This window comes from Deinococcus aerophilus, assembly GCF_014647075.1.
Classification (GTDB): Bacteria; Deinococcota; Deinococci; order Deinococcales; family Deinococcaceae; genus Deinococcus; species Deinococcus aerophilus.
This window is the reverse complement of record NZ_BMOM01000012.1, coordinates 69181-90780: the sequence shown is the minus strand read 5'-3', so window position 1 is coordinate 90780 and position 21600 is coordinate 69181. Positions and strand designations below refer to the sequence as shown.

Here is a 21600-nt window from a genome sequence, read left to right as displayed (position 1 = left end):
CACGCCCCTCCTCAAACCACCCTTGAGGTCGGCTGGCAACTCGTTTTCCGTCCAATCTCATAAAATCTGTCAGGCCGCCAGGCGGCGGGGGACTTTTTCTAGGGGCCCGGTCTTGACGTGCAGCGGGGCCAGCCGCTGGAGCCCCACCGTCTGCGCCATCCGGCCTACCCTGGCCCTCCCCCTTTCGGCGGATGTGTCCGGCCGCGCCTGCAGGCCACACTGAGGCCACTTCCGGACGGGGCTTCAAGAACCGGGGGCATCGACAACCCGTCTGCAAGAGCTGGCCCCCACCCGAGTGAAGGTGGGGGCCAGCGGCGCAGACGACTGGGGGTCAGCGGCGGCGCACCCACGCCCATACGCCCGGCAGCAGCAGCGCAGCCAGCCCCAGCTTCAGGGCGTCTCCCAGCAGGAAGGGCGTCAGGCCGGCCGTCAGCAGCGCCTGCCCCTTAAGACCGGTGACCAGACTCAGCCACGACAGGCCCAGGGCGTAGATCACGGCGCTGCCCGCCAGCATCGCCAGGGCCGTGCCGGACACGCGGCGGTCCAGGCCAAAGCGCTGCACCAGAAAGCCCACCAGCGCGGCGGCAAACGGGTACGACAGCAGGTAGCCCCCGGTGGGACCGGCGAACTTGGCGAGGCTGGCGCTGCCGCCCGCGAACACCGGCAGTCCGGCGGCCCCGGCGGCGAGGTACAGCGCGAGCGCCGCGAAGGCGCGTTTCCAGCCCAGCGCCGCGCCGACGAGCAGCACGCCCAGAGTCTGCAGCGTGACCGGCACGGGTTTGAGGGGCACCTCGGCCTGGGCGAGCAGGCCGATCAGGGCCGCGCCGCCGGCGATCAGCAGCAGGTCACGGGTCAGGCCGGAGGCGGGAGCGAGGGTACGGGCCAGGGTGGGGTGGGCAGCTTGGGTCATGGGGTCTTCTCCTTGTGGGGGGCGAAAAAAGGGGAGGCAAACGGCGGGGGCCAGGCACCTACGGCGCGGGGCCTTCCGTGAGGCGGCCCACCAGTTCCACGTCCCCGGCGCTGACCGTGTGCGGCCCGTCCGGGGTCTGGACGATCAGGCTGCCGTGCGCGTCAAGCCGCCCGGCCATGCCCTCCAGCACCCCACGTGGGGTCTGCACCCGCACGGTGCGCCCCAGGGTGACATTCGCGGCTTCCCAGCCGGCCAGAATCTCGGCGGGTGAGGCCCGCAGCCAGCGCTCCAGCTGTGGCAGCAGGGCTTCCAGCACCCCCGCCCGCGTCACCTCGGGCCGGAATTCGGCGAGGTGGGCCGCTCCCGCCGGAGCTGCCGTCACATTCAGGCCGATGCCCAGCACCGCGCGCCGGGCCTCCTCGCCGCGCAGGTCGGCCTCCAGCAGGATGCCCGCCAGCTTGCGCCCGTCGGCGCTGAGCAGGTCGTTGGGCCACTTCAGGCCGCCCACCCCGCAGGCGGCGTGTACGGCCACCCCGGCGGCGAGCGGCAACAGGGCCAGTTCGGTCAGGCTGAGCCCGCCCGTTTCACCGGGGCCCCGCAGCAGCACGCTGAAGACCAGGCTGCCGGAAGCCGTGGTCCACGCCCGCCCGCGCCGCCCCCGCCCGCCGGTCTGTCGCTCGGCGACCACCACGGCTCCGTGCGGGGCCGGGTCCTGCGGATCGTCGGCCCAGGCGCGGGCCTCATCCTGGGTGCTGCCCACGGTGCCCCGGTACCGCAGGGCCCGCCCCAGCTCGCCGTCCCGGCGGACCATCCCCGGCGCGGGCGTGCCCGGCTCCAGGGCATACCCGGCGCGGGAGACACTCAGCGGCACGCCCTCCTCGATCAGCGCGTGTGCCAGCGTGCGGACCGTCACACGGTTCACACCCAGCCGGGCGCCCAGGACATCACCGGACTGGGGCCGGTCGGTCAACAGGGGCAGCAGGCGACGGGGCATCGTTCAGTGTTCTACGGGTTTTGCTGAACGAGCACAAGGGGTCAGCCCTGCAGGGCAGCGCCGACGCACCACGGCGACGGCGTTCCCAAACAGCCCGGAGGCCGTTTGCTAGACTGCGTTCATGACGATGGTGCGGCAGACCAAACAGCGGGCGGCGGTGATCGAGGTGCTTCAGGCGGCCCGTTCACACCCCGACGCGGCCTGGATTCACGCGCAGGTGCGCAACAACCTGCCCAGCGTGAGCCTGGGGACGGTCTACCGTACCCTTGACGCGCTGGTGCGTGACGGTGTGGTCGTGACCCTGGAACGCGCCGGACAGGCGACCCGCTACGACTACCGCCACACCGGGGACCACCACCACCACGCCGTATGCCGGAGCTGCGGAAAGATCTTTGACGTGGAAGCCGTCGAGTGGCCCCAGCTGTCGGCGGCGGCTTTACCGGCCGGATTTCAGGTGACCGATGTGCGCCTGGAATTTATGGGGCTGTGCCCGGAGTGCCAGCCCGGCACTCCGCCCGCGCCCTGAAGCCTTATCCCACAGAGCTGTCGACCGGCCAGGTCAGCGGATAGGCCAGGGTGCCCTCATAGATGGACCGTCCGACGATGGCTCCCTCAATGCCTTCCTCGGCCAGCAGTTGCACGTCGTTCAGGTCGGCCACGCCGCCCCCCACGATCAGGGTGCCCCGCCACAGGCCGCGCACCTGCCGCATCAGCTCGCGGTCCAGACCGCGCAGGGTGCCGTCGCGGGTGACATCGGTGAAAATCAGGGTCTCCAGTCCCGCCCCGGCGAGCGTGGGGGTCAGGTCGGCCACCTGCACGCCGCTGCCCTGGGCCCAGCCGTGGGTGGCAACCTCCAGCCCACGGGCGTCCAGACTGACCACCACCCGCTCGGGGCCGTGCGCGGCGATCAGGTCGGCCACCAGTTCGGGGCTGCGCACGGCGGCGGTACCGATCACCACCCGCTGAACCCCGCCGCGCAGCAGTTCCTCGGCCCCGGCGCGGTCGCGCACGCCGCCGCCCACCTCGACCGGCACGCCCAGCTCGGCCACAATCTGCCGGATCACGGCGCGGTTCTCGCCGCGCCCGGTCGCCGCGTCCAGGTCCACCAGATGCAGCAGCTCCGCGCCCAGGGCCACCCAGTGGCGCGCGGCCTCCAGCGGTGACTCGAAGTACACCGTTTCGCGGTCAGGATCGCCCTCGTACAGCCGCACGGCGCGGCCCGCCTGAATATCCACACAGGGAATGAGCAGCGGCGCGGGCGTGGAAGAACGGGAGGAGGCAGTCATACGGCCCAGCATACGGGACCGCGCCGCCGGCTGGAAACGGGCAAGCGGCCTGCAAAACACTCGCTGGAGCCGCGGCGCAGGGGACTTTCCAGCCACGGTGACCCCCCTCCCGCAGACGCTGCCGGCACGCCGCATGTTCTAGACTGCTCAGCAGCGTGCGAATTGGCCTGATCACCGCGACCTACCTGCCGTCTCGCAATGGCGTGGCGACCAGTACCGCCCTGTTTGCGCGGGGACTGCGGGCCCTGGGCCACGAGGTGCGGATCTTTGCGCCGCGCCACCCGCAGATGCCGCCCCACGAGGAAGGCGTCTACCGCCTGAACAGTTCCTTTGCCGGAGCGCGGGCCCTGGGCGCTCCGGCGGATTACCCGGTGATGCTCGCTCCGGGACCGCTGCTGACCGCCCGCCTTCCGCTGCGCGATCTGGACGTGCTGCATACCATGCACCCCTTTCTGGCCGGCGGGCTGGCCCTGAAGTGGTCCCGGCTCTCGGGCGCACCCGTGGTGTATACCGCCCACACCCAGTACGACCAGTACCTGCACTACACGCCCATGCCCCACACGGTGGGCCGCGCCATGCTGCGCCCCCACGTCAGCGCCTTTGCACGGCGGGTGGACGCGGTGCTGGCTCCAGGCCGCGCGATGGTCGAGATGCTCAGCGAGTACGGGTATGACGGAGAGGTCGAGCTGTTTCCCAATCCGGTCGATCTGGCCGCGTTCCACGCCGCCGACGGCCGCGCCTTCCGCGCCGAATACCACATCGCCCCCGACGCGCCGCTGGTGATGTACCTGGGCCGCCTCGCGCCCGAGAAGAATCTGGACACCATGATTCAGGCCTTTGACCGGGCGCGGGCCAGCCGCCCGGAACTGCGCCTGCTGGTGGTGGGTGACGGCCCGAGTGCGGCCGGGGCCGCCGCCCGTGCGCCCGAGGGCGTGACCTTTACCGGCCCGCTGCCCTACGCCCGCGTCCCCGAAGCCCTGGCCGCGGCAGACGCTTTCCTGACGGCCAGCACCAGCGAGGTGCTGCCCATGAGCATGATCGAGGCGTTGGCCGCCGGAGCGCCGCTGGTCGCCGCCCGCAGCCCCGCCGCGCTGGACCTGATCCATGAGGGCGAGAACGGCACGGTGCGCGACCCCACCGCCGACGCCCTGGCCGACGGTCTGCTGTACGCCCTGCACCCGGACCATGTGGCTGCCCTTCAGAACGGGGCGCGGGCCAGCGCGGCGCAGTACGACCTGAACGTGCGCGCGCGGGCACTCGCCGGGGTATACGAGCGGGTCAGGGCGAGGGGACCCAGGAAAGCGTCTGGACCCTCCCGGCGCTCGGGTCAGGGCTGAAGCGGTTCCAGGCTACAACCGTGCTGCGCTACAACCCGTCCCCTTCCAGCCGCGTCAGCACCGCCACCTGCCGGGCCAATGCCGTCAGCTTCCAGCCCACGTCCTCCCGCACCACCAAACCCAACTGCCCCAGCCCCAGCAACGCCGAGGCGAACTCCTGACGGGTCAGGCCCGCCACCGTCACGGTACTGTTCACGGAGATACGGTCTTCAAAAGGGTCCAGGGGGTCGAGCAGCCCGAACAGGCCCACAAAGACGTGCGTTTCCCGGTCCGACAGGCCCTCGATGATTCGCAGCGTCTGAAACCTGTCGGGGATGGGGGGTGGAAAGTTCAGCAGGCAGCCGGCCAGGGCGCGGGCAATGAAACGCAGCTTGGCCTCCGACTCGGCCACTTCCGCCGCGCGCACCGCCTGAACCACATTGGCCCGGAAGGCATTGGAACGCAGATAGGCGTGGTCCACGCTGTCCGCGTAGTCACCGGCCAGTGCGTGAAACTCGGCCTCCAGGTACCGGGCGAGGCGGCCCGCCTGCTCAGGGTTGGCCGAAGCCGACCACGATTGAACGGCAATGCGCGAGAGACCCAAGGGTTCGAGGGTGTGCAGGGCCGGAAGGAGGGGGGTCAGGGCGTTCACAGAGACCCCAGTTCAGGCACAACGCCACTTTCTGGAAAAACCATGCGGGCCCCGCCAGTACTGTGTGTGGAACTGTTTATCCCCGTCCCCTGATGTCCTCCAGACTGTCCCTGATCAGCAATTCTCCGTCGCAGTACACCGTTCGCATCAGGGAGTCGGGAAAGTTCGTATCAAAAGTGTAGTACGCGCGGGTGGTTATGCGGCCATTCTCCATGACCAGATCCAGCACGCCGTCCTTGCTGCGCTTGCCGGGATCGGTCACCGGGTCCTTGTAGATGCCCCGGTATTCGCCGTCAATGACCCCCGCGCTGGCCTTGTAGGCAAAGCGCTGCGTGTCGCGGTCCACCTTCTGCAGCAGCGCGCCGCCCATGCCGAACGTCACGTTCTCGGCCGAGAAGCCGTCAATCAGCAGGTTCTGCAGAATCTGGGTGATGGTTTCCTCGTCGATGCCGTCGCCCTGAATCACGCGCACATGGTTGAGGACCTGATAGCCCTTGCTGTTGACGGTGGTGCCGAACTTGGCGGCCAGCGCGCGCACGGCCAGCCGCACCATGGCCGGAGGATCGCCGCTGTCCGGGCGCACCACCAGCGTTCCCCCGCTTTCGATCACCTGCTGGCGCAAGGTTTCGCCCCAGTGGGTGTTGATGGCGTGCTTCAGGTCGTAGCTGTCGCTCACCACGGCGTAGATGCTGCCCGGCTTGCCGAACTGCGTGACCATGTTGCGGTAGGCGTCTACCTCGTGTTCCTTGCCCCAGCTGGTGATGGTGCTGTGTTCGGCAGCGGGAATGGAGAAGCCCGCGATGTCGGCGTCGTAGTGGTTGCGGGCAACCCGCAGGGCTTCCAGGGTATCGCTGCCCTGAAAGTTCACGAGGTGGGCCACCGCTCCCAGACCCGCACTCTCGCGGCTGCTTACGCCCCGGCTGCCGAAGTCGTGCAGCTTGAAGGGCAGTTCCGCCTCGGGAGCGTCACAGGTCTGCTCCAGCGCCCGGGCAATGATCTGGCGGATGTGCCAGCTCTGCGTGCAGACCGTGATGGGATACCACACCCGCATCAGCATCGTCTCGAACCAGCCCACCAGCCACGGCAGCTCGGGATCGGTGTTCGTCACGCTCATCAGGACGTTGTGGATGGGCACCAAGCTGCCTTCCGGCACCGCCCGCACCTCCAGCGGCAGCCGTCCGCCGTGACGCTCCACCACCCGCATCCAGCCGTCATACGGAAACGGTTCGCCGTGTGCCTCAATCAGCGTTCGGGCCTCTTCCACCATCCCGGCGGTGACGCGGCGCGTGAGGTAGCGGTCGAGGATGTACTGCAAGCCGAAAAAGCGCGTGACCGGATACCGCCCGCCGCGCGACTCCAGATAGGAGAACAGCCGGGTCGTTCCGGGCGGGTACTGCAGAAAGTGGCTGCTCTTGTAGCTGTCGGTGTCCAGAATCAGGTTGTCATCGCTCAGGCGGGCGGGGGCAGCGCGGGTCATGGTGGACCTCCTGTGTACTCCTCATATTCCAATTCTAGATTATGAGTTTAGTGAGCAAAGAAGCGCTGCTCTGTCAGGAACGAAGGGGCATATATGCCCCTTCATTTCAGCGCTTGGGCGACCGGTCAGCCTTCAGTCCTTCTTGCTTCCAAACCCCATGGCCTGGAAGGTCTGGTACTGCGGTGCGCCGCCCAGCATGTTCTGCCCACCGTCCACCGGCAGAATCACGCCGGTGACGTAGCTGGCCGCGTCCGAGACGAGGAACAACGCGGCGTTGGCGATGTCCTGCGGGACGCCCATGCGGCCCAGGGGCACGCTGCCCGCGACCCGGCGGCGGCTTTCCTCATCCGGGGCCAGCCGTGCCATGCCCTCGGTGCCGTCAATGGGGCCGGGAATGATGGCGTTCACGCGGATGCCGCGCAGGCCCCACTCCACCGCCAGGGTGCGCGTCAGGGCGTCCACGCCGGCCTTGGCCGCCACCACATGCGCCTGCATGGGCACCGGAATGCCGTAGGCGCTGATGCTCAGCACGCTGCCGCCGGGGGTCTTCAGGTGGGGAGCGGCCGCCTTGATGGTGTTGTAGGTGCCCAGCAGGTCAATGTCCACCACCGTCTTGAAACCGTTGGGGCTGATGCCGTCCACCGGCGCCGGAAAGTTGCCGGCCGCCCCCGCGAGCACGATGTCAAAGTCACCGTGGGCCTGCACGGCCTGCGCCGCCGCCGCCTCCAGCGCCACGTAGTCGCGCACGTCCGCGCTGACCCCGGTGGCCCGCCCGCCGGCGTCCACGATGCCCTGTGCGGCCCGCTGCGCCTTCTCCAGGTTGCGGCCCAGGATGGTCACGGCGCAGCCATGCGCCGCAAAACTCTGGGCAATGCCCAGGTTGATGCCGCTGCCGCCCCCGGTAATCAGCGCGTGCTTGCCCGCCAGCAGGTCGGGACGAAAGGTGGACTCGGGGGTGCCAGGGCTGAGCTGTTGCGGGGCTGAGGTCATGGGGGCTCCTTTGGGGGTGATGAATGGGGGTCGTGGACCGAGGCGAGAGGCAGCGCGGCTTCAGAAGTGTGGCCTCCTCTCGCCTGTGCCCTACTTCTTCAGGGCATTTTGCAATCCGTCCAGCGTCATGTGCTGTGCGTTCCACTGTACGGCGTTGGCGAGGCTGCGGGCATGCGGCAGATCATCGTTGAGCGTGCGCTTGGTGCCCTCCAGGGCCCTGGGCGGCAGGGCAGCGAGGTGGGCCGCCATCTCATCCGCCCGCGCAAACAGCTCTTCGGGGGTGTCCAGCACTTCCGTAACCAGGCCCCAGATTTCAGCGGTATTGGCGTCAATCGGCTCACCCGTCAGGGCCAGATGAGCGGTCCGGCCCCGTCCGATCAGGGCAGGCAGACGTTGCAATCCCCCCAGATCGGCAGTGATCCCCAGCCGAACCTCCGGCAAGCTAAAGCGGGCGTCGGCGCTGCACAGGCGGATGTCGGCCCCGCTGATCAATTCCAGCCCCGCACCGATGCACCAGCCGTGCACGGCAGCGATCACCGGAATGGACAGGGCCGCCAGACCCTCGGTGACGGCATGCATCTGTGCCACAACCGCCGCGAACCCGTCAGGGTCGCCCAGCACCGGAGCGATCTGGGCAGCGTTGGCCTTCACGTCCAGACCGGCGCTGAAAATCTGCTGGCCGCGCACAATCAGCACGCGCGCGTCCTCCAGTTCGCGCAGCACCTGCGGCACCTCGCGCCAGAAGTCCGGCCCCATGCTGCCCATCTTGGCGCTCAGGGTCAGGGTCGCCACCTCGCCTGCACGTGTCAGGCCCACGCTGTGGTATGTCATATCCGGAGTGTAGCCCAGGCCACTGCACCCGGTTCAAAATTCCTGGTGGCAGGGAGGGAAGCTCCCCGCCCTGTCTGGAAGGCAGTACCCGGAAACCGGCCAGCCCACGTTCCCGCCGCCAGTGTGTAGAGCGTGTGAAATACGCCCCCATCAGGTGCTTTGCTTGCGCACAGGGGCAACGCCACCAAAGCGCAGTATCATGCACGCATCTCCGGCGTATTTCAGCGCTTGAATGGCACAGGAGGGTACGGCGGCAGCGCCGGGCAACCTGGTCAAATCATACGCTGGGCTGCCCGAACGCTTCAAACCACCCACCGCATCCAGCTCCTCCGGATGCTCTCCTAGAGGAACGCCCATGAAACCCATTGATATCCTGCTGGTTGAGGACAACCCCGCTGACGTCCTGCTGACCCAGGAAGCCTTCGAAGAGGCCGACTTTCCGCACCACCTGCACCACGCCCGCGACGGCGTGGACGCGCTGGCCTTCTTGCGCCGTGAGCAGCACTACGCGGACGTGCCCCGCCCGGACGTGGTGCTGATGGACCTGAACATGCCGCGCATGAGCGGGCTGGAAGTGCTGGACATCCTCAAGCTCGATGAGGAGCTGCGCAACATTCCGGTGATCGTCCTGACCACCTCCCGCGCCGAGAGCGACATCTGGCGCAGTTACAACCTGCATGCCAACGCCTACATCCCCAAACCGGTGAGCATCGGCGACTTTGTGGAAGTGGTGCGCTCGCTGGGCAACTTCTGGTTCAAACGTGTGGCGCTGCCCCCCAATCACCGCCCCTGAAACCGGATTCAACGCATCACGGCAGCCCGCCACGATCTCAGGTCGTGGCGGGCTGCCGATGGATAGAGCCTGGAAGAAGGTGTTTACATCCGACGGGCGTCGATGGTGTTCTCGTCGACGAACTCGCCGCCGTGGCGCTTGACCGCCTCGGCCACCACATCGTACGGCACGTCATCCTCGACGGCGACGGCGCGGCCCCCGCCGTTGACGGTGCTGTGCATGCGGTCGTAGTAATCGTCGTTCACGCCGTAGGTGCCGTAATCGCGGTCATCGTCTGCCGTCCGGCCGTCGTGGTTCTCGTCGACCCCGGCCGCGCCGCCCGCTGCACCTACAGCGGCGCCTACGCCCGCACCCAACGCCGCCATGCCCAGGATCACCGGGATGGCCAGGCCGCCGGTTGCCACCGTGGCGCCCACGCCCGCCACGGTGCCCGCCGTGCCCAGCAGACCCGCGCCTGCGCCCACCACGGCGCCCACGCCGGTACCCTTCACGGCGCCCGCACCGGCGTCCTCGGCGGCGGCGCTGGGGCCACTGTCATAGGCGTCACTGTCGTAGGTGCGGGTGTCGCTGCCCGCGGCCGCCGTGCCGGACAGCTCGCTGTGGCGGTTGTAGGTCGAGCGGCCCAGCGTCGGAGCAACCACGCCCTTGTCCTGCAGATCCGAGATGAAGGCGTCAGCCTGGGCAGTCGTTGGGAACAGAATGTGTTTCATGTCACCCACTGTGCCCGCCCCCCCTACAGCCCACATGAGAAGGTCTGAAAACCTCGTTGCGCCGATCCTGAATTGACCTGTAGTCGGGTCTCATGTATCCACCCCGACCCCCACCTCAGCCCACCTGATCAACCGTAAAAGTGTGGCTGGGCCGCACGAATTCCTCCTGCGCGGCGATCAGCGCGATCTCCCGGCTGCCCGTCCGGTGGGTCCGCTCCAGCAGACCGTACAGCGCCCCCATGGACCGCTGCAGGGCCGTGGTCACCTCGCCCGACTGCAGGTAATGTCCGAAGAACAGCGCAGCGATGGCGTCCCCGGTGCCGTTGCGCGGCGGGTCCAGCGGCAGCAGCGGCGTGCGGCACAGCCACGCACCGTCCCCGGTCACGGCCAGCGTCTCGATGCTGTCGGCCGGGGCGTCCCCACGCACCAGACTGGTCACGAGGACAATGCGCGGCCCCCCCGGGTGCATCCGTTCGCGCAGCGCCGCCGCCGCCGCCAGGGCCTCCTCCAGGGTTCGCACGCTCTGGCCGGTCAGCAGTTCGAGCTCAAACTGATTGGGCGTCAGAATGTCGGCCGCACTCAGCGCCTGCGCGGCGATCAGGTCGGGCAGTTCCGGGCGCACGAACACGCCGCGGCCCACGTCGCCCATCACCGGGTCGCAGCAGTACAGCGCCGCCGGATTGACGGCCCGCACCCGGCGCACGGCCTCCACCACCGCCGCCACCGTGCCGCCGCTGCCCATGTAGCCGCTCAGCACGCCCGCGCACTGCGGCAGCACGCCCCGCGCCTCGATGCCGTCAATCAGTTCGGCGATGTTCTCGGGCGGAAACACCGCGCCGGTCCACGCGCCGTAGCCGGTGTGGTTGGAAAACTGCACGGTGTGGATGGCCCAGACCTCAAAGCCCAGCCGCTGCAGCGGAAAGACGGCGGCGGCGTTGCCCACATGCCCGTAGCTCACCCACGACTGGATGCTCAGCAGGGAGGTGGGCACGGACAGGTCAGGGACCGCAGCTTCGGGGGCCGGCGCATCGGAAAGACTCATGCCCGACAGCATAGGCGGTGGGCGCGGCGCAGCGGAGGCCTCCCGGGACGCCCGGCAGACGGCGAGAACGCCCACCCCCGGTCAGGGAGGTGGGCGTTCACCGGCGGGCCCGAGTTGCCCGGGGAAGGTGGGGTTACAGCACCAGCGCGATGGGTTTTTCCAGGGCCTCGGCCACACGGCCCAGGAACTGCGCGGCCTGACGGGCGTCCACATCGCCGTTGAGGGTCAGGGCGGCGGCGCCGTCCCGGACGCGGCCTACGCTGAGGGTCACGGTGTGGGGGTAGTGCAGTTCGTCCAGACCCAGCGCTCCAGCGTCCACGACGAGCAGATCGGGGGTGCCGGCGTGGCCGCCGCCCAGGACCGCGACCGCGTCGCGCAGCGCGCCGTCCTGTACGGTCTGGGCCTGTCCGTCCTCGCCCTGCAGCGCCACGCTGCCCAGGTTCAGCAGGCCGGCATGGCGTCCGGCAGCGCGCGCCACCAGGAAGGCCAGCGAGACGTCCTGATCCAGCGCCTCGGACAGCTGCGTGCGCAGGTCGTCGGCCGCTCCGACCACGGCGTCGCGGCGCAGGTAGGTGCCGAACCACACGGCTCCGGCAGGCGCAGCGACCGGGGTGGGCACAGAGATCAGGGTGGGCACAGCGGCGGGGTGGGGCACCGCCTCCAGCGGCTGCGCTCCGGCGGGCGCGTCCGGTTCAGAGGTGGGGGTCTCAGGGGCAGCCTCGGCACTCGTGTCCGCAGCTCCCTGGTCGTGTTCGGCAGCGTAGGTATCGATGACTTCGGGCTCTGTGCCTTCGGGCTCTGCAACTTCGGGCGCTTCGGGCGTGGAGGCCTCGGGCTCGGCCTGCTCCGGCGCACTGGGGGCAGGCGCCGCCTCGACAGTCTCCTCGGCCGCTTCGGCAGCCACGTCAGAAGCCTCGGCCAGCACCGGCTGGGGCGCGGCAGGCTCGGTCACGGGCGGCGCCACCTGCAGTTCGGGAGCCGTCACGACCGGAGCCGCTGCCGCTGGAATAACTGCGGCTGGAACGACCTCGGCCGGAGCCGCTTCGGGGGCCTTGTCCTTGCGGTACAGCTGCGAGAGCAGGTTGCCCAGGCCCATGGGGGCGCGGGCCGGGGCGGCGGGCGCGGGGGCCACGACTTCCGGCGCGGCGACTTCGGGTACCGCGACGACTTCGGGCATGGCCGCCGCCAGCGGAGCGCGGGCGTGGTCCGGGGCGATCAGGTCGGGCGAGGTCGGGTTGCCGGGTTGCTCGTCCACAAACCGGGCGGGTTCCGGCTGGGCCGGCGCGGCGCTCAGGTCGTCGCCGTCGGCATCATCGAGCTCGAATTCCAGGGCCTCGTTGTCGGGAGCGGCGGCCTGCGGCGTGACCGGGCGCGACTGCTCGACGAAGGCGGCGATGTCACTGTCCACCCCGGCCTGGCTGAGCATGTCGGCGCTGAACATGCCGGGCGGCAGCTGCTCGTCGCCGGTCCAGCCGTCGGGAATGGCGTCCACCGGGGTCGAGGGCGGCTCCTCCTCTCCGCTCATGATGCGCGTGAGGTAGTTCAGAATGTCCTGCTCGACGATCGTGCCGCCCTCGCCGGACCCCTGCAACCTCTGCCATTCAATGCCGTTCGCTTCCGCCAGGATTCTGGCAAGCGGCGCAATCTGTTCCATTCAATTCCCCCTTCGCGCGCCCAGTGAATGAAACGCGGACGACCCCGCCACGCGCGCCGCCGTGGTCCGTAAGACAGGCCAGGGGGTCGGCGCGGGTGCAGTCATGCTCGCAGAGTGCCGGGCGGGGTCTGACAGCGTTCTTTCAGTGCGCCACCCTGAGGGCCGGAAGGGGGCATGTTCCGGCGCCGCCCGGGCCGCCCCGCCACTCCGCAAAAAGTCACAGGAGGGCGGCGGTGGGGAGTGCTACCCTGCGGAACGTTCGCCGCGTCCCGGAGGGCAATGCACCGGGAAGGACGCAGCACAGGAGCGACGATGTTGATACTCGAGGAGATGCAGTCGCGCGGGCACGAGAGCCTGACGCTTCTTCACCACGCGCCCAGCGGCCTGAAGGCGGCCCTGGCGGTGCATTCCACCATTCTGGGCCCCGCCATCGCGGGCGTGCGGCTGCGCGAGCAGGACGAGGAACTTGCGGTGCGCGGCGCCCTGGCCCTGTCCGAGAGCCTGACCCTGAAAGCGGCGCTGGCCGGCCTGAACTACGGCGGCGGGGCCTGCGTGATCATGATGCCCGACACCCGGGTGGACGACCCGCATGCGCGCGAGGCGCTGTTCCGGGCGCTGGGGCGGCAGGCGCGGCCGCTGGCCTCGCGGGTGGTGCTCACCGAGGACATCGGGGTCACGCCCGCCGACATCGCCTTTGTGGCCCAGGAAACGCCCGCCACGCTGGGCATGAACACCGATACCAGCAGCGTGACCGGCTACGGCGTGTACCGCGGCATGAAGGCCGCCGCCCGCTTCGCGCTGGGCTCCGAGAGCATGCGCGGCGTGCGGGTGGCGATTCTGGGCGTGGGCGCGGTGGGCCGGGCGCTGGCCGCCCACCTGCACCGCGAGGGCGCACGCCTGACCGTCTCGGACGACCGGCCCGAACGTGCCCAGGCGCTGGCCGACGACCTCAGCGGCGTGGAGGTCGTGCCGTGCAGCAGCGCGCTGGACGTGCCGTGTGACATCTTCGCGCCGTGCGGCTACGGCCACAGCATCCACAGCGCCGACGTGCCGCGCCTGCAGTGCCGCCTGATCGCCGGCGGCGAGCACCATCCCCTGACGCTCCGGGGCGAGGCGGCGGTCAAGGAAGCGGGCATCGTGTACATGCCCGACTTCGCCGTCAACTCGGCCGGCCTGATCGCCGCGGCCACCGGGGCCGACATGAACGCGGCGGCCGAGCAGGTGTACCAGACCGTCAGCCGCATCACCCACGTTGCCGAGCAGTACAGCAAACCGCCCCACCTCGTCGCCCGCAAGATGGCCGAGCGCCGCATCGAACTGATCGGCAGCCTGGGCCGGGCTTGAAAGGACCCATGACCCAGACCTCCACGTTCCACGCCGTGCGTCTGCACGCTTCCCGTCTCCTCCTCCCCGTTGCCTCCCATGCCGCAGGTGCGCGGTGACCTCTCCCTTCGTGATCGGCGTGGCGGGCGGATCGGGCAGCGGCAAGACCACCGTGACCCGGCGGGTGATCGAGACGGTGGGCGTACAGGGCGTGGCGGTGCTCAATCAGGACAACTACTACCGCAGCCAGGATGACATTCCCTTCGAGGCGCGGCTGAAGACCAACTACGACCACCCGGCCGCCTTCGACTGGGCGCTGCTGCGCGACCATCTGGACGCCCTGCTCTCCGGGGTGCCCATCGACATGCCCGAGTACGACTTCACGCAGCACACCCGCTCGCCGCAGACCACCACCGTGCTGCCCGGCAGCGTGGTGGTGCTGGAGGGTTTCTTTGCGCTGTACGACGAGGCGCTGCGCGGCCGGATGCACCTCAAGGTGTTCGTGGACGCCGACGCGGACGTGCGTTTTATCCGGCGGCTGCAGCGCGACACCCAGGAACGCGGACGCACCCCCGAGAGCGTGATCCAGCAGTACCTGGACTTCGTGCGGCCCATGCACCTGAGCTTTGTGGAACCCACCAAGCGCTACGCCGATGTGATCATTCCGCACGGCGGCATGAACGAGCCGGCGCTGGACATGCTCACGGCCCGCATCCGCGCCACGGTGTAACGGCGCGGCCCCGGCCCTTCCCACGCCGCCTCCTTCCTTCGGTGGACGCGGGGCGGCGTGGGAAGGGCCTACGCTGGTGCGCTTTGTGATGTTTTCCGCCGTCCCTCTTGTCCTCTTTCTGCCCTCTAGGATGTGCCTGTGACCGACCCGATCCGCCCGCGCCCCACCCCCACCCCGGCCACGCCCCCCGCGGCGCCGGGACCCACGCTGCCGCCCGCCTCGCGCCATCCCTGGACCCGGATGCTGCTGGGCCTGATCGTGCTGTCGCTGATTCCGGCGCTGATTCTGGCTGTGCAGCGCGTGCAGTACGAGCAGGCCCAGAAAACGGCGGCGCTGGTCATGGACTATCCGGCACTCGTCACGCAGGCCCGCCGCTCGGGCCTGGAACCGCAGGCGCTGCTCGACCGTTACCGGGCGCTGGGCGTCAACGGGGTCGCGCTGTATGAGGACACCGTCGCCAGCCGGGAACAGCGCGGCGAGGTCTATCTGAAAAACGGCTCGGACCTCGCGGCGGACTTTCCGGACCAGGGGGTCAGGACGAACGCTGTGTACATGCGCGCGGCCAGTCCCGAGATCGCTGCGGCGCTGCGCGCCCGCTACACCATCCCCACCCGTGAGGTCCGCATCGGGGGGCAGACCTGGGTGGAGTGGCCCAGCGACCCCCGCTACCTGCCGGCCGGACCGGACACCGAACGGATCAACGCGTTCAAGCAGCAGGGGCTGGTCCTTGTGTACCGGCCCTATCAGGACGACGCGGTGCCGGCGGCCCGGGTGGGTGCCGACTGGCCGGACGTGCCCTTTATCGCCTTTACCGGCGATGAGGTGATCGGGGCGCGCACCCCGAAACTGCTCGCGCAGGTCAACACTGCCCTGGGCGCGCGGCTTCCGGCGATCATCGAGAGCAACATCCAGAGGGGCCTGGATACCCTGGTCCGCACGCACGGCGGGGTGAGGCTGTTTGCACTGTCGCCCGATTACCAGAACAAACTTGATCCGCTGGACGTGGCGAGCAAGTACAACCTCGCAGCGCGCGAACGCGGCATGCGGCTGCTGTACCTGCGGCCCTACCCGACCATCAACGAGACCGAGGACATGCTGCGGCGCACCCAGAGCCTGCTCGGGCGCTCGGGCGTGAGCATCGGCAGCCCGCAGGTCACCTTCTTCACCCCCAGCCCGCTGCTGCAGGCGCTGAGCATGGTGGGACCGCTGGCGGCGCTGCTGCTGCTTGGGCTGAGCTACCCGCTCGCGCGGCTGGGGCTGCTCGCCGCCGGGTTCACGGCGCTACTCGCCGTCGGCCTGAACACCCTGCATCCCTTCGAGAGCGCGGCCCTGATCGCGGCCGTCAGCTTTCCCGCGCTGGGCCTGATCCTGAGGCGCTCGCGGGTCACGGACTGGTTCCTGGCGACGGGCCTGAGCCTGACCGGCGTGCTGTTCGTCTCGGCGCTGGGGGCCAGCCGCGAGAGCACCCTGGGCCTGGCCCCCTTCCGCGGCGTGGGCTTAACGCTGCTGCTGCCGCTGACGCTGGTGGCCCTGAGCTTCCTGCCCCGGCAGGACATCCGCAAGACCATCTCCGATCTGTACAGCGCGCCCATCCGGCTGGGCGACGTGGCCGTGATGGGTCTGGGTCTGTTGCTTCTCTCGCTGGTGTTTGACCGCCGGGGCAACACCACCGGCGGTCAGGTCAGCGACTTCGAGACCTCGTTGCGGCGCGACGTACAGGACTCGATCATCCGCCCACGCTTCAAGGAGATCGCCGCGCATCCGCTGGCCCTGCTCGGCCTCAGCGGCACGCTGCCGGGGTACTTCAGCGGCCTGCTGATCCTGGCCGGGGTGGTGGGCCAGTCGAGCATCCTCAACACCTTCTCGCACTTTCACACCCCGCTGCTGATCAGCGCGGCCCGCGTGTTCCTGGGCCTGGGCCTGGGCCTGCTGATGGGCGTGGTCGCCATCTGGGCCCTGCGGCTCGGCATGCGGCTGTGGAGCGGCTCCGGCACCGGCCGCCGCGCCGCGCCGGAGGTGGGCGCATGAGCCGGGTTGCCGTCAGCGGTTACTACGGCTTTGGCAACACCGGGGACGAGGCCATCGCGCTGTCCATCGTCCGCGAGGTCAAGACGCGGGGACTGACCCCGCTGCTGCTCTCGAACACCCCGCACGACACCGCCCAGACCTACGGCTGTGAGGCGGCCCCGCGCATGAATCCGGCGGCGCTGCTGCTCGCGGTGGCCCGCTCGCGGGTGCTGCTCAGCGGCGGCGGCGGCCTGTTGCAGGACCGCACCAGCGCCCGCACGCTGACGTACTACCTGGGCGTGATCCGGCTGGCCCGGCTGCTGGGCAAACGGGTGGTGATCTTCAACCAGAGCGTCGGGCCGCTCTCGCCGCAAGGGGGCCGCCGGGTGGCCGCCGCCCTGGCAGGCCTGCGCATCATCGTGCGTGATGAGGGCAGCCTGAACACCCTGGAACAGCTGGGCCTGCGCGGCGAGCTGGGCGGTGACCCGGCGCTGCTGCTGCGGCCCACTCCGGAACTCTCCCGGGTCGGCCAGGACGTGATCATCGCCCCACGCGGCGACGTCACCGAGGCGCTGCCCGCTCTGCAGGAGGTCACCCGCCGCCTGCGCCTGGAGGGGCGCCACGTCACGGCGCTGAGCCTGATGCCCGCGCACGACGATGAGGCCGCGCACACCCTGGGCGCCAACCACGTGATCAGCACCCGCGACCCCCAGGCTGCGCTGGACGCCATTGCCCGCAGCGGGTACGTGATCGGCGTCCGCCTGCATGCGGTGATCCTGGCCGCTGCCGCCGGCACACCGTTTTCCGGCGTTGCCTACGACCCCAAGGTCCGCGGGTTCTGCGCCGATGCCGGCGCCCCGGTGCACTCCACCACCCCCGAGGTGGACCGGCTGGTCGATGAAACGCTGCGGCGGGTCACTCCCGACTGGAACGCCATCGAGGACATGAAACTGCGGGCCTCGAACAGCTTCAGCCGGGCGCTGGGTTAAACGGGTACGGGGTTAAACGGGTGCGGGGACGAATACAGTGTTCGCCCTTCCCCGCGGCCTGCGGCTCAGCTTGCCGGCACCACGTGGCAGGTGCAGCGCGCCAGACTGCTCACGCGGCCCCGCCCGTCTCGGACCTCCACGGTCCAGACCATCACGCTGCGGCCCCGGTAGGCCAGCGTCGCCTCGCCGGTCACGAAGTCGCCGGCCACCACCCCCCGGACGTGCGTGCCGTTCAGGTCCACCCCCACCGCCACCTGCCGGCGGGGGTCCAGGTTCATCCACGCTCCCATGCTCGCCAGCTCCTCGGCCAGGGCCAGACTCGCGCCGCCGTGCAGCCGCCCGCCGGGCTGACGGTTGCCCTCCACCGGCATGCGGGCCAACAGACGCTGACGGGTCACGCTGAGAAAGGTGATGCCCAGCCGCGCTCCCAGCGTGCCGGCCAACCCCTGGCCCTGCGGACCGTTCAGGCGCGCGGCCAGTTCCTCGGGCGAAAGGCGTTCCCAGTCCTCGGGGGTGGGCACAAACAGGTCGGGGTGCAGCGGCATGGGCCGAGGATAGCCGCCCGGCGGGCGGGCGCTCAGGGCAGGGCGGTGCCCAGATTGGCCGGCTGAACTTCTTCCACGGCTTCTGCGGCGGCGTCGCGGGCATCGAGCCAGGCAATCAGGTCCGGCCCCAACAGCGGGCGGCTCAGCAGGTAGCCCTGGGCATAGTCGCAGCCCAGGGCGCGCACCACCTCCAGCTGCTCGGGGGTTTCGACCCCCTCGGCCACCACGGTCATGTCCAGCCCCAGGGCAAGGTCCACAATCGAGCGGATGATGCCGGGATACTGCGCGGCGGCGGCCACGAACGAGCGGTCCACCTTGATGTCGCTCAGGGGCAGCCGCTGCACGTAGCTCAGCGAGGAGTATCCGGTGCCGAAATCATCCACCGCGACGCCCACGCCCTGGCGCAGCAACTCGCGCAGCATCACGTTGGCCAGCCGGTGCCGGCGCATGAACACCCCCTCGGTGATCTCGACGACCAGCGCGTGGTGAGGAAAACCGGTCTCCGAAAGGATGGCGGCGATCTGCTCGGGCAGGCCCGGCTGATCGAAATGGCGCGGCGAGAAGTTGACGCTGAGCTTGGCCAGCCGACCGGCCTGGACCAGCGGCAGCATGGCCCGGCACGACCGGCGCAGCACCCACAGGTCAATCTCGCGGATCATGCCGGTTCCCTCGGCCAGAGCGATGAACTCCCCAGGACTGATTTGTCCGTGTTCGGGGTGCTGCCAGCGCACCAGCGCCTCGACGCCGCGCACCGTGTCGTCGGTCAGCGACACCACCGGCTGATACTGCAGGGTCAGTTGCTCCAGCCGCGCGGCATCCTGAAGGTCGGTCTGCAGGCTCAGCAGCAGGGTGTGGCGGCCCAGCATCCACGGCTCGAACACCTGCATGCGGCCCCGGTTCGTGGCCTTGGCCCGGTACATGGCGATGTCGGCCTGCCGCAGACAGTCCTCTGCGCTCAGAAGCGGGCTGGAGGGAAGCGTCATGCCGATGCTGCTGCCGATCTGCAGGTCGCGGCCCTCCACCAGAAACGGCAGCTGCAGGGTGCCCAGGATGCGCTCGACCTGCAAGCTGGCCTGCGCCCGGTCGGCCCCCGGCATCAGGATCACGAATTCGTCGCCGCCCAGCCGGGCGAGTTTGGCCTCCCCCTCCAGGGTCAGCGCCAGCCGCTGGGCAAACTGCCGCAGCAAGACGTCCCCGGCCGCGTGGCCAAAGCGGTCGTTGATGCGCTTGAAGCCGTCCATGTCCAGCAACAACAGGGCAAACCCGGGCAGCGTTTCCCCGCTGCGCCGCGTCAGCATGTCCTGCAGCGCGCCCAGAAAGTAGCGGCGGTTGGGCAGCCCAGTCAGGTCATCGTGGGTGGCCTGGAACCGCAGCAGATCGTTGGCCCGCCGCAGTTCCTCGGTGCGCTCCAGCACCCGCGCCTCCAGCTCGCGCGCCTGTTCCACCGCGCGGTGCTCCAGGTCCTTCTGGCGCGTGATGTCCTGCATGAACCCGACGATCCCCGAGAGCTGCCCCCCCTTCCAGTACGGGGCCTTGGTGAACAGCAGGGTACGCGCCTGTCCCCCCTCCTCCAGGCTGACCTCCCGCCGCAGCGACCGGCCGGTGCTCAGCACTTCCTGGTCCATCGCTGCGATGCCGGGCACCCCGGTCAGATCGAACACCTCCTGGGACCGGCGGCCCGTCAGGGACGGCCCCAGTGCACCCGCGATCCGGCGCATGTAGGGATTGGCAAGCACGAAACGGCCCTCGCAGTCCTTGATGTACATGCCGACCAGGGTCTGGTCAATCACGGCCCGGAGCTGGGCCTCGTGTTCGGTGAGCTGCTCGTATTCGGCATGCTGCCGGGTGACGTTGCGCGCCACCCCCAGCAGCCGGGGCCCTCCGGCCCCTGCCCGGGGGTCCCGCTGGGCGCTGAGCTGCACCCACCCGCGCCGGCCCGACGGAACCGTGAGCCCGCACAGCACGTCCAGGTCGCTTCCACCCGCGCCGCTGCGCAGGGCCGCCCGGCGCAGCCGCTCCCAGCCGCCGGGGTCCAGCAGGCCGCGCAGGACCGCCAGCTCGGCCGCCGCCCAGGTGACCACGCGCGCGCCCGCCCGGCGCAGCTCCACTGCCCCCGTCCGCAGGTCCAGGGTCCAGAACTGAAGTTGTCCTTCCTCAAGAAACGCTTCGATGTGCCCAGAATTCAATGCGACCCACGCTCCAGCCCCGACATCCTGCCACGCTTGTATGAACAGTCCTACTGTATCCGAGAATGCTGTTCGTGATGACTCCCCACGCGCGCCGCGACGGGGGTATGGGAAAGCAGCGCCGGCGTATTCCCCGGTTTGCGGGCAGGATTTGCACGATGCTGGACGTTTGGTGTCGCGGCTCTGCGGATTACGGCTCCCGGTCCTCCCCGTCGAGCTGCCGGGTGACCTTCTCGCTCCACGCACGGACCTCGTCGCCGCCCCACAGCAGCCACGCCACGTATCCGTGCGAGGGTTTTTCGCCGTCCTCGCCGGTCTGCTCAAGGTTGTCCCCGGCGTGGCGCGGAAAGTACCGGGAAACGTGGCGAATCTCGTCGGGCTGCAGCTCACCGCCCGCCGCGAGCCGCTCGGCCATGTGCTCGCCGACCTCGGTACCGCCGAAGCCGTACTCGTCACGCAGCTTTAAGCCCCGGGCGGCGTTGTCCTGAACCTTCTTCGGCACCGACAGGTTGATGGTGGTCATGCCCCACCGTAATCACCCGTGAACCGGGAAACGGTGGGGCATGCTGCGAATTCAAGACTGCCTTTATCCCCGCAGGGGGCGGCTCAGAACGGCGTGCCTTCCTCCAGCTCGGGGGCGGCGCGGGGAGCCGGCTGCGGGCGGGCCGGAGCGGGCCGGGCAGGCTGGGACGCCGCGGGGGCCGCCGCACGCGGGCTTCCCGGCACGGCGTAGCGGTCCTGGCGCCGCCCACCGCGGAAGATCGCCAGCGTCACGTACTCGAACTCGCCGTCGGCCTTCTCGCGGACGTGCTCGGGGTCGGTGGCGCGCGCGCCGCGGCTGTACTTCACGGCGGCGGGCAGCTTCATCTTGCGGCTGTCCACAGCCTCCAGTTCGCGGCGACGGTACGCCAGCCCCTTGTGGATCACCATCTCCTCACCGTCGGGGTTGGTCCACTTGCGGGCCCCGATGAGGGCCCAGTCAAAGTCGGGTTCGTTGTCCAGCGGAAACTGGTAGCCGCCGCCGGGCACGGTGCCGCTGGTCCAGCCCAGGCGGCCGTACTGCCGCTGAACTTCCAGCAGCTTGTCGGGTCCTTCCACATCCACCGTTACCTGCGCTCCCAGATCCGTCACGAATTCAATGTGTAACACGCGACCTCCTTATGTA

General features: G+C 69.6%; 21 protein-coding genes. 7 read left to right on the top strand and 14 right to left on the bottom strand.

The window, feature by feature from the left end; all coding sequences use genetic code 11:
- Positions 1 to 331: 331 nt before the first annotated feature.
- Entirely contained in the window at positions 332 to 910 is a 579-nt protein-coding gene (locus IEY21_RS09280) for a biotin transporter BioY (protein WP_188903680.1), read from the bottom strand.
- Positions 911 to 968: 58 nt separating this feature from the next.
- Entirely contained in the window at positions 969 to 1904 is a 936-nt protein-coding gene (locus IEY21_RS09275) for a biotin--[acetyl-CoA-carboxylase] ligase (RefSeq protein WP_188903678.1), read from the bottom strand.
- A gap of 121 nt (positions 1905 to 2025) precedes the next feature.
- Here IEY21_RS09275 and IEY21_RS09270 point away from each other — a divergent pair, with 121 nt between their 5' ends.
- Complete coding sequence (locus IEY21_RS09270; protein WP_188903676.1) at positions 2026 to 2430, top strand: Fur family transcriptional regulator; 405 nt, start codon at positions 2026 to 2028, stop codon at positions 2428 to 2430.
- Positions 2431 to 2434: 4 nt separating this feature from the next.
- On the opposite strand, the gene hisA is transcribed toward IEY21_RS09270, so the two are convergent.
- Entirely contained in the window at positions 2435 to 3190 is a 756-nt protein-coding gene (hisA, locus tag IEY21_RS09265) for a 1-(5-phosphoribosyl)-5-[(5-phosphoribosylamino)methylideneamino]imidazole-4-carboxamide isomerase (RefSeq protein ID WP_229753001.1), read from the bottom strand.
- 155 nt (positions 3191 to 3345) lie between these two features.
- On the opposite strand from hisA, the gene IEY21_RS09260 reads away from it, so the two are divergent.
- Entirely contained in the window at positions 3346 to 4527 is a 1182-nt protein-coding gene (locus IEY21_RS09260) for a glycosyltransferase family 4 protein (RefSeq protein ID WP_188903672.1), read from the top strand.
- A 28-nt stretch (positions 4528 to 4555) separates the two neighbouring features.
- Here the strand turns inward: IEY21_RS09260 and IEY21_RS09255 are convergent, their stop codons facing one another.
- The 4 genes from IEY21_RS09255 to IEY21_RS09240 form a co-directional block, all read right to left on the bottom strand.
- Entirely contained in the window at positions 4556 to 5158 is a 603-nt protein-coding gene (locus IEY21_RS09255) for a hypothetical protein (protein WP_188903671.1), read from the bottom strand.
- A gap of 76 nt (positions 5159 to 5234) precedes the next feature.
- The gene (locus IEY21_RS09250; protein WP_188903669.1) at positions 5235 to 6635 is read right to left on the bottom strand and encodes a nicotinate phosphoribosyltransferase; all 1401 of its coding nucleotides are present in this window, start codon (positions 6633 to 6635) and stop codon (positions 5235 to 5237) included.
- A gap of 132 nt (positions 6636 to 6767) precedes the next feature.
- Complete coding sequence (locus IEY21_RS09245; RefSeq protein ID WP_188903667.1) at positions 6768 to 7625, bottom strand: SDR family oxidoreductase; 858 nt, start codon at positions 7623 to 7625, stop codon at positions 6768 to 6770.
- 90 nt (positions 7626 to 7715) lie between these two features.
- On the bottom strand, positions 7716 to 8456 hold the full coding sequence (locus IEY21_RS09240; RefSeq protein ID WP_188903665.1) for an enoyl-CoA hydratase-related protein: 741 nt from the start codon (positions 8454 to 8456) through the stop codon (positions 7716 to 7718).
- Between the two features lie 355 nt (positions 8457 to 8811).
- On the opposite strand from IEY21_RS09240, the gene IEY21_RS09235 reads away from it, so the two are divergent.
- The gene (locus IEY21_RS09235; protein ID WP_188903663.1) at positions 8812 to 9249 is read left to right on the top strand and encodes a response regulator; all 438 of its coding nucleotides are present in this window, start codon (positions 8812 to 8814) and stop codon (positions 9247 to 9249) included.
- 83 nt (positions 9250 to 9332) lie between these two features.
- On the opposite strand, the gene IEY21_RS09230 is transcribed toward IEY21_RS09235, so the two are convergent.
- The 3 genes from IEY21_RS09230 to IEY21_RS09220 form a co-directional block, all read right to left on the bottom strand.
- Complete coding sequence (locus IEY21_RS09230; protein ID WP_188903661.1) at positions 9333 to 9959, bottom strand: hypothetical protein; 627 nt, start codon at positions 9957 to 9959, stop codon at positions 9333 to 9335.
- A gap of 115 nt (positions 9960 to 10074) precedes the next feature.
- A complete protein-coding gene (gene pdxY, locus IEY21_RS09225; protein WP_188903659.1) occupies positions 10075 to 11001 on the bottom strand; it encodes a pyridoxal kinase PdxY in 927 nt (308 codons plus the stop codon).
- 133 nt (positions 11002 to 11134) lie between these two features.
- Positions 11135 to 12655: an E3 binding domain-containing protein gene (locus IEY21_RS09220; protein ID WP_188903646.1), complete on the bottom strand. Its 1521-nt coding sequence runs from the start codon at positions 12653 to 12655 to the stop codon at positions 11135 to 11137.
- 312 nt (positions 12656 to 12967) lie between these two features.
- On the opposite strand from IEY21_RS09220, the gene IEY21_RS09215 reads away from it, so the two are divergent.
- From IEY21_RS09215 to csaB, 4 genes are all read left to right on the top strand, one after another.
- Positions 12968 to 13999, top strand: a complete 1032-nt coding sequence (locus IEY21_RS09215; protein ID WP_188903644.1) for a Glu/Leu/Phe/Val dehydrogenase family protein — start codon at positions 12968 to 12970, stop codon at positions 13997 to 13999.
- 94 nt (positions 14000 to 14093) lie between these two features.
- The gene (udk, locus tag IEY21_RS09210; protein ID WP_188903642.1) at positions 14094 to 14708 is read left to right on the top strand and encodes a uridine kinase; all 615 of its coding nucleotides are present in this window, start codon (positions 14094 to 14096) and stop codon (positions 14706 to 14708) included.
- Positions 14709 to 14948: 240 nt separating this feature from the next.
- Complete coding sequence (locus IEY21_RS09205; RefSeq protein WP_188903704.1) at positions 14949 to 16736, top strand: DUF5693 family protein; 1788 nt, start codon at positions 14949 to 14951, stop codon at positions 16734 to 16736.
- A complete protein-coding gene (csaB, locus tag IEY21_RS09200) occupies positions 16733 to 17704 on the top strand; it encodes a polysaccharide pyruvyl transferase CsaB (protein WP_188903640.1) in 972 nt (323 codons plus the stop codon). The genes IEY21_RS09205 and csaB overlap by 4 nt, the downstream gene beginning before the upstream one ends.
- A 65-nt stretch (positions 17705 to 17769) precedes the next feature.
- On the opposite strand, the gene IEY21_RS09195 is transcribed toward csaB, so the two are convergent.
- From IEY21_RS09195 to IEY21_RS09180, 4 genes are all read right to left on the bottom strand, one after another.
- On the bottom strand, positions 17770 to 18249 hold the full coding sequence (locus IEY21_RS09195) for a PaaI family thioesterase (protein ID WP_188903638.1): 480 nt from the start codon (positions 18247 to 18249) through the stop codon (positions 17770 to 17772).
- Positions 18250 to 18281: 32 nt separating this feature from the next.
- Complete coding sequence (locus tag IEY21_RS09190) at positions 18282 to 20435, bottom strand: putative bifunctional diguanylate cyclase/phosphodiesterase (protein WP_188903636.1); 2154 nt, start codon at positions 20433 to 20435, stop codon at positions 18282 to 18284.
- Positions 20436 to 20625: 190 nt separating this feature from the next.
- A complete protein-coding gene (locus IEY21_RS09185) occupies positions 20626 to 20958 on the bottom strand; it encodes a DNA-binding protein (protein WP_188903634.1) in 333 nt (110 codons plus the stop codon).
- A gap of 83 nt (positions 20959 to 21041) precedes the next feature.
- Entirely contained in the window at positions 21042 to 21584 is a 543-nt protein-coding gene (locus IEY21_RS09180; protein ID WP_188903632.1) for a single-stranded DNA-binding protein, read from the bottom strand.
- Positions 21585 to 21600: the final 16 nt, after the last annotated feature.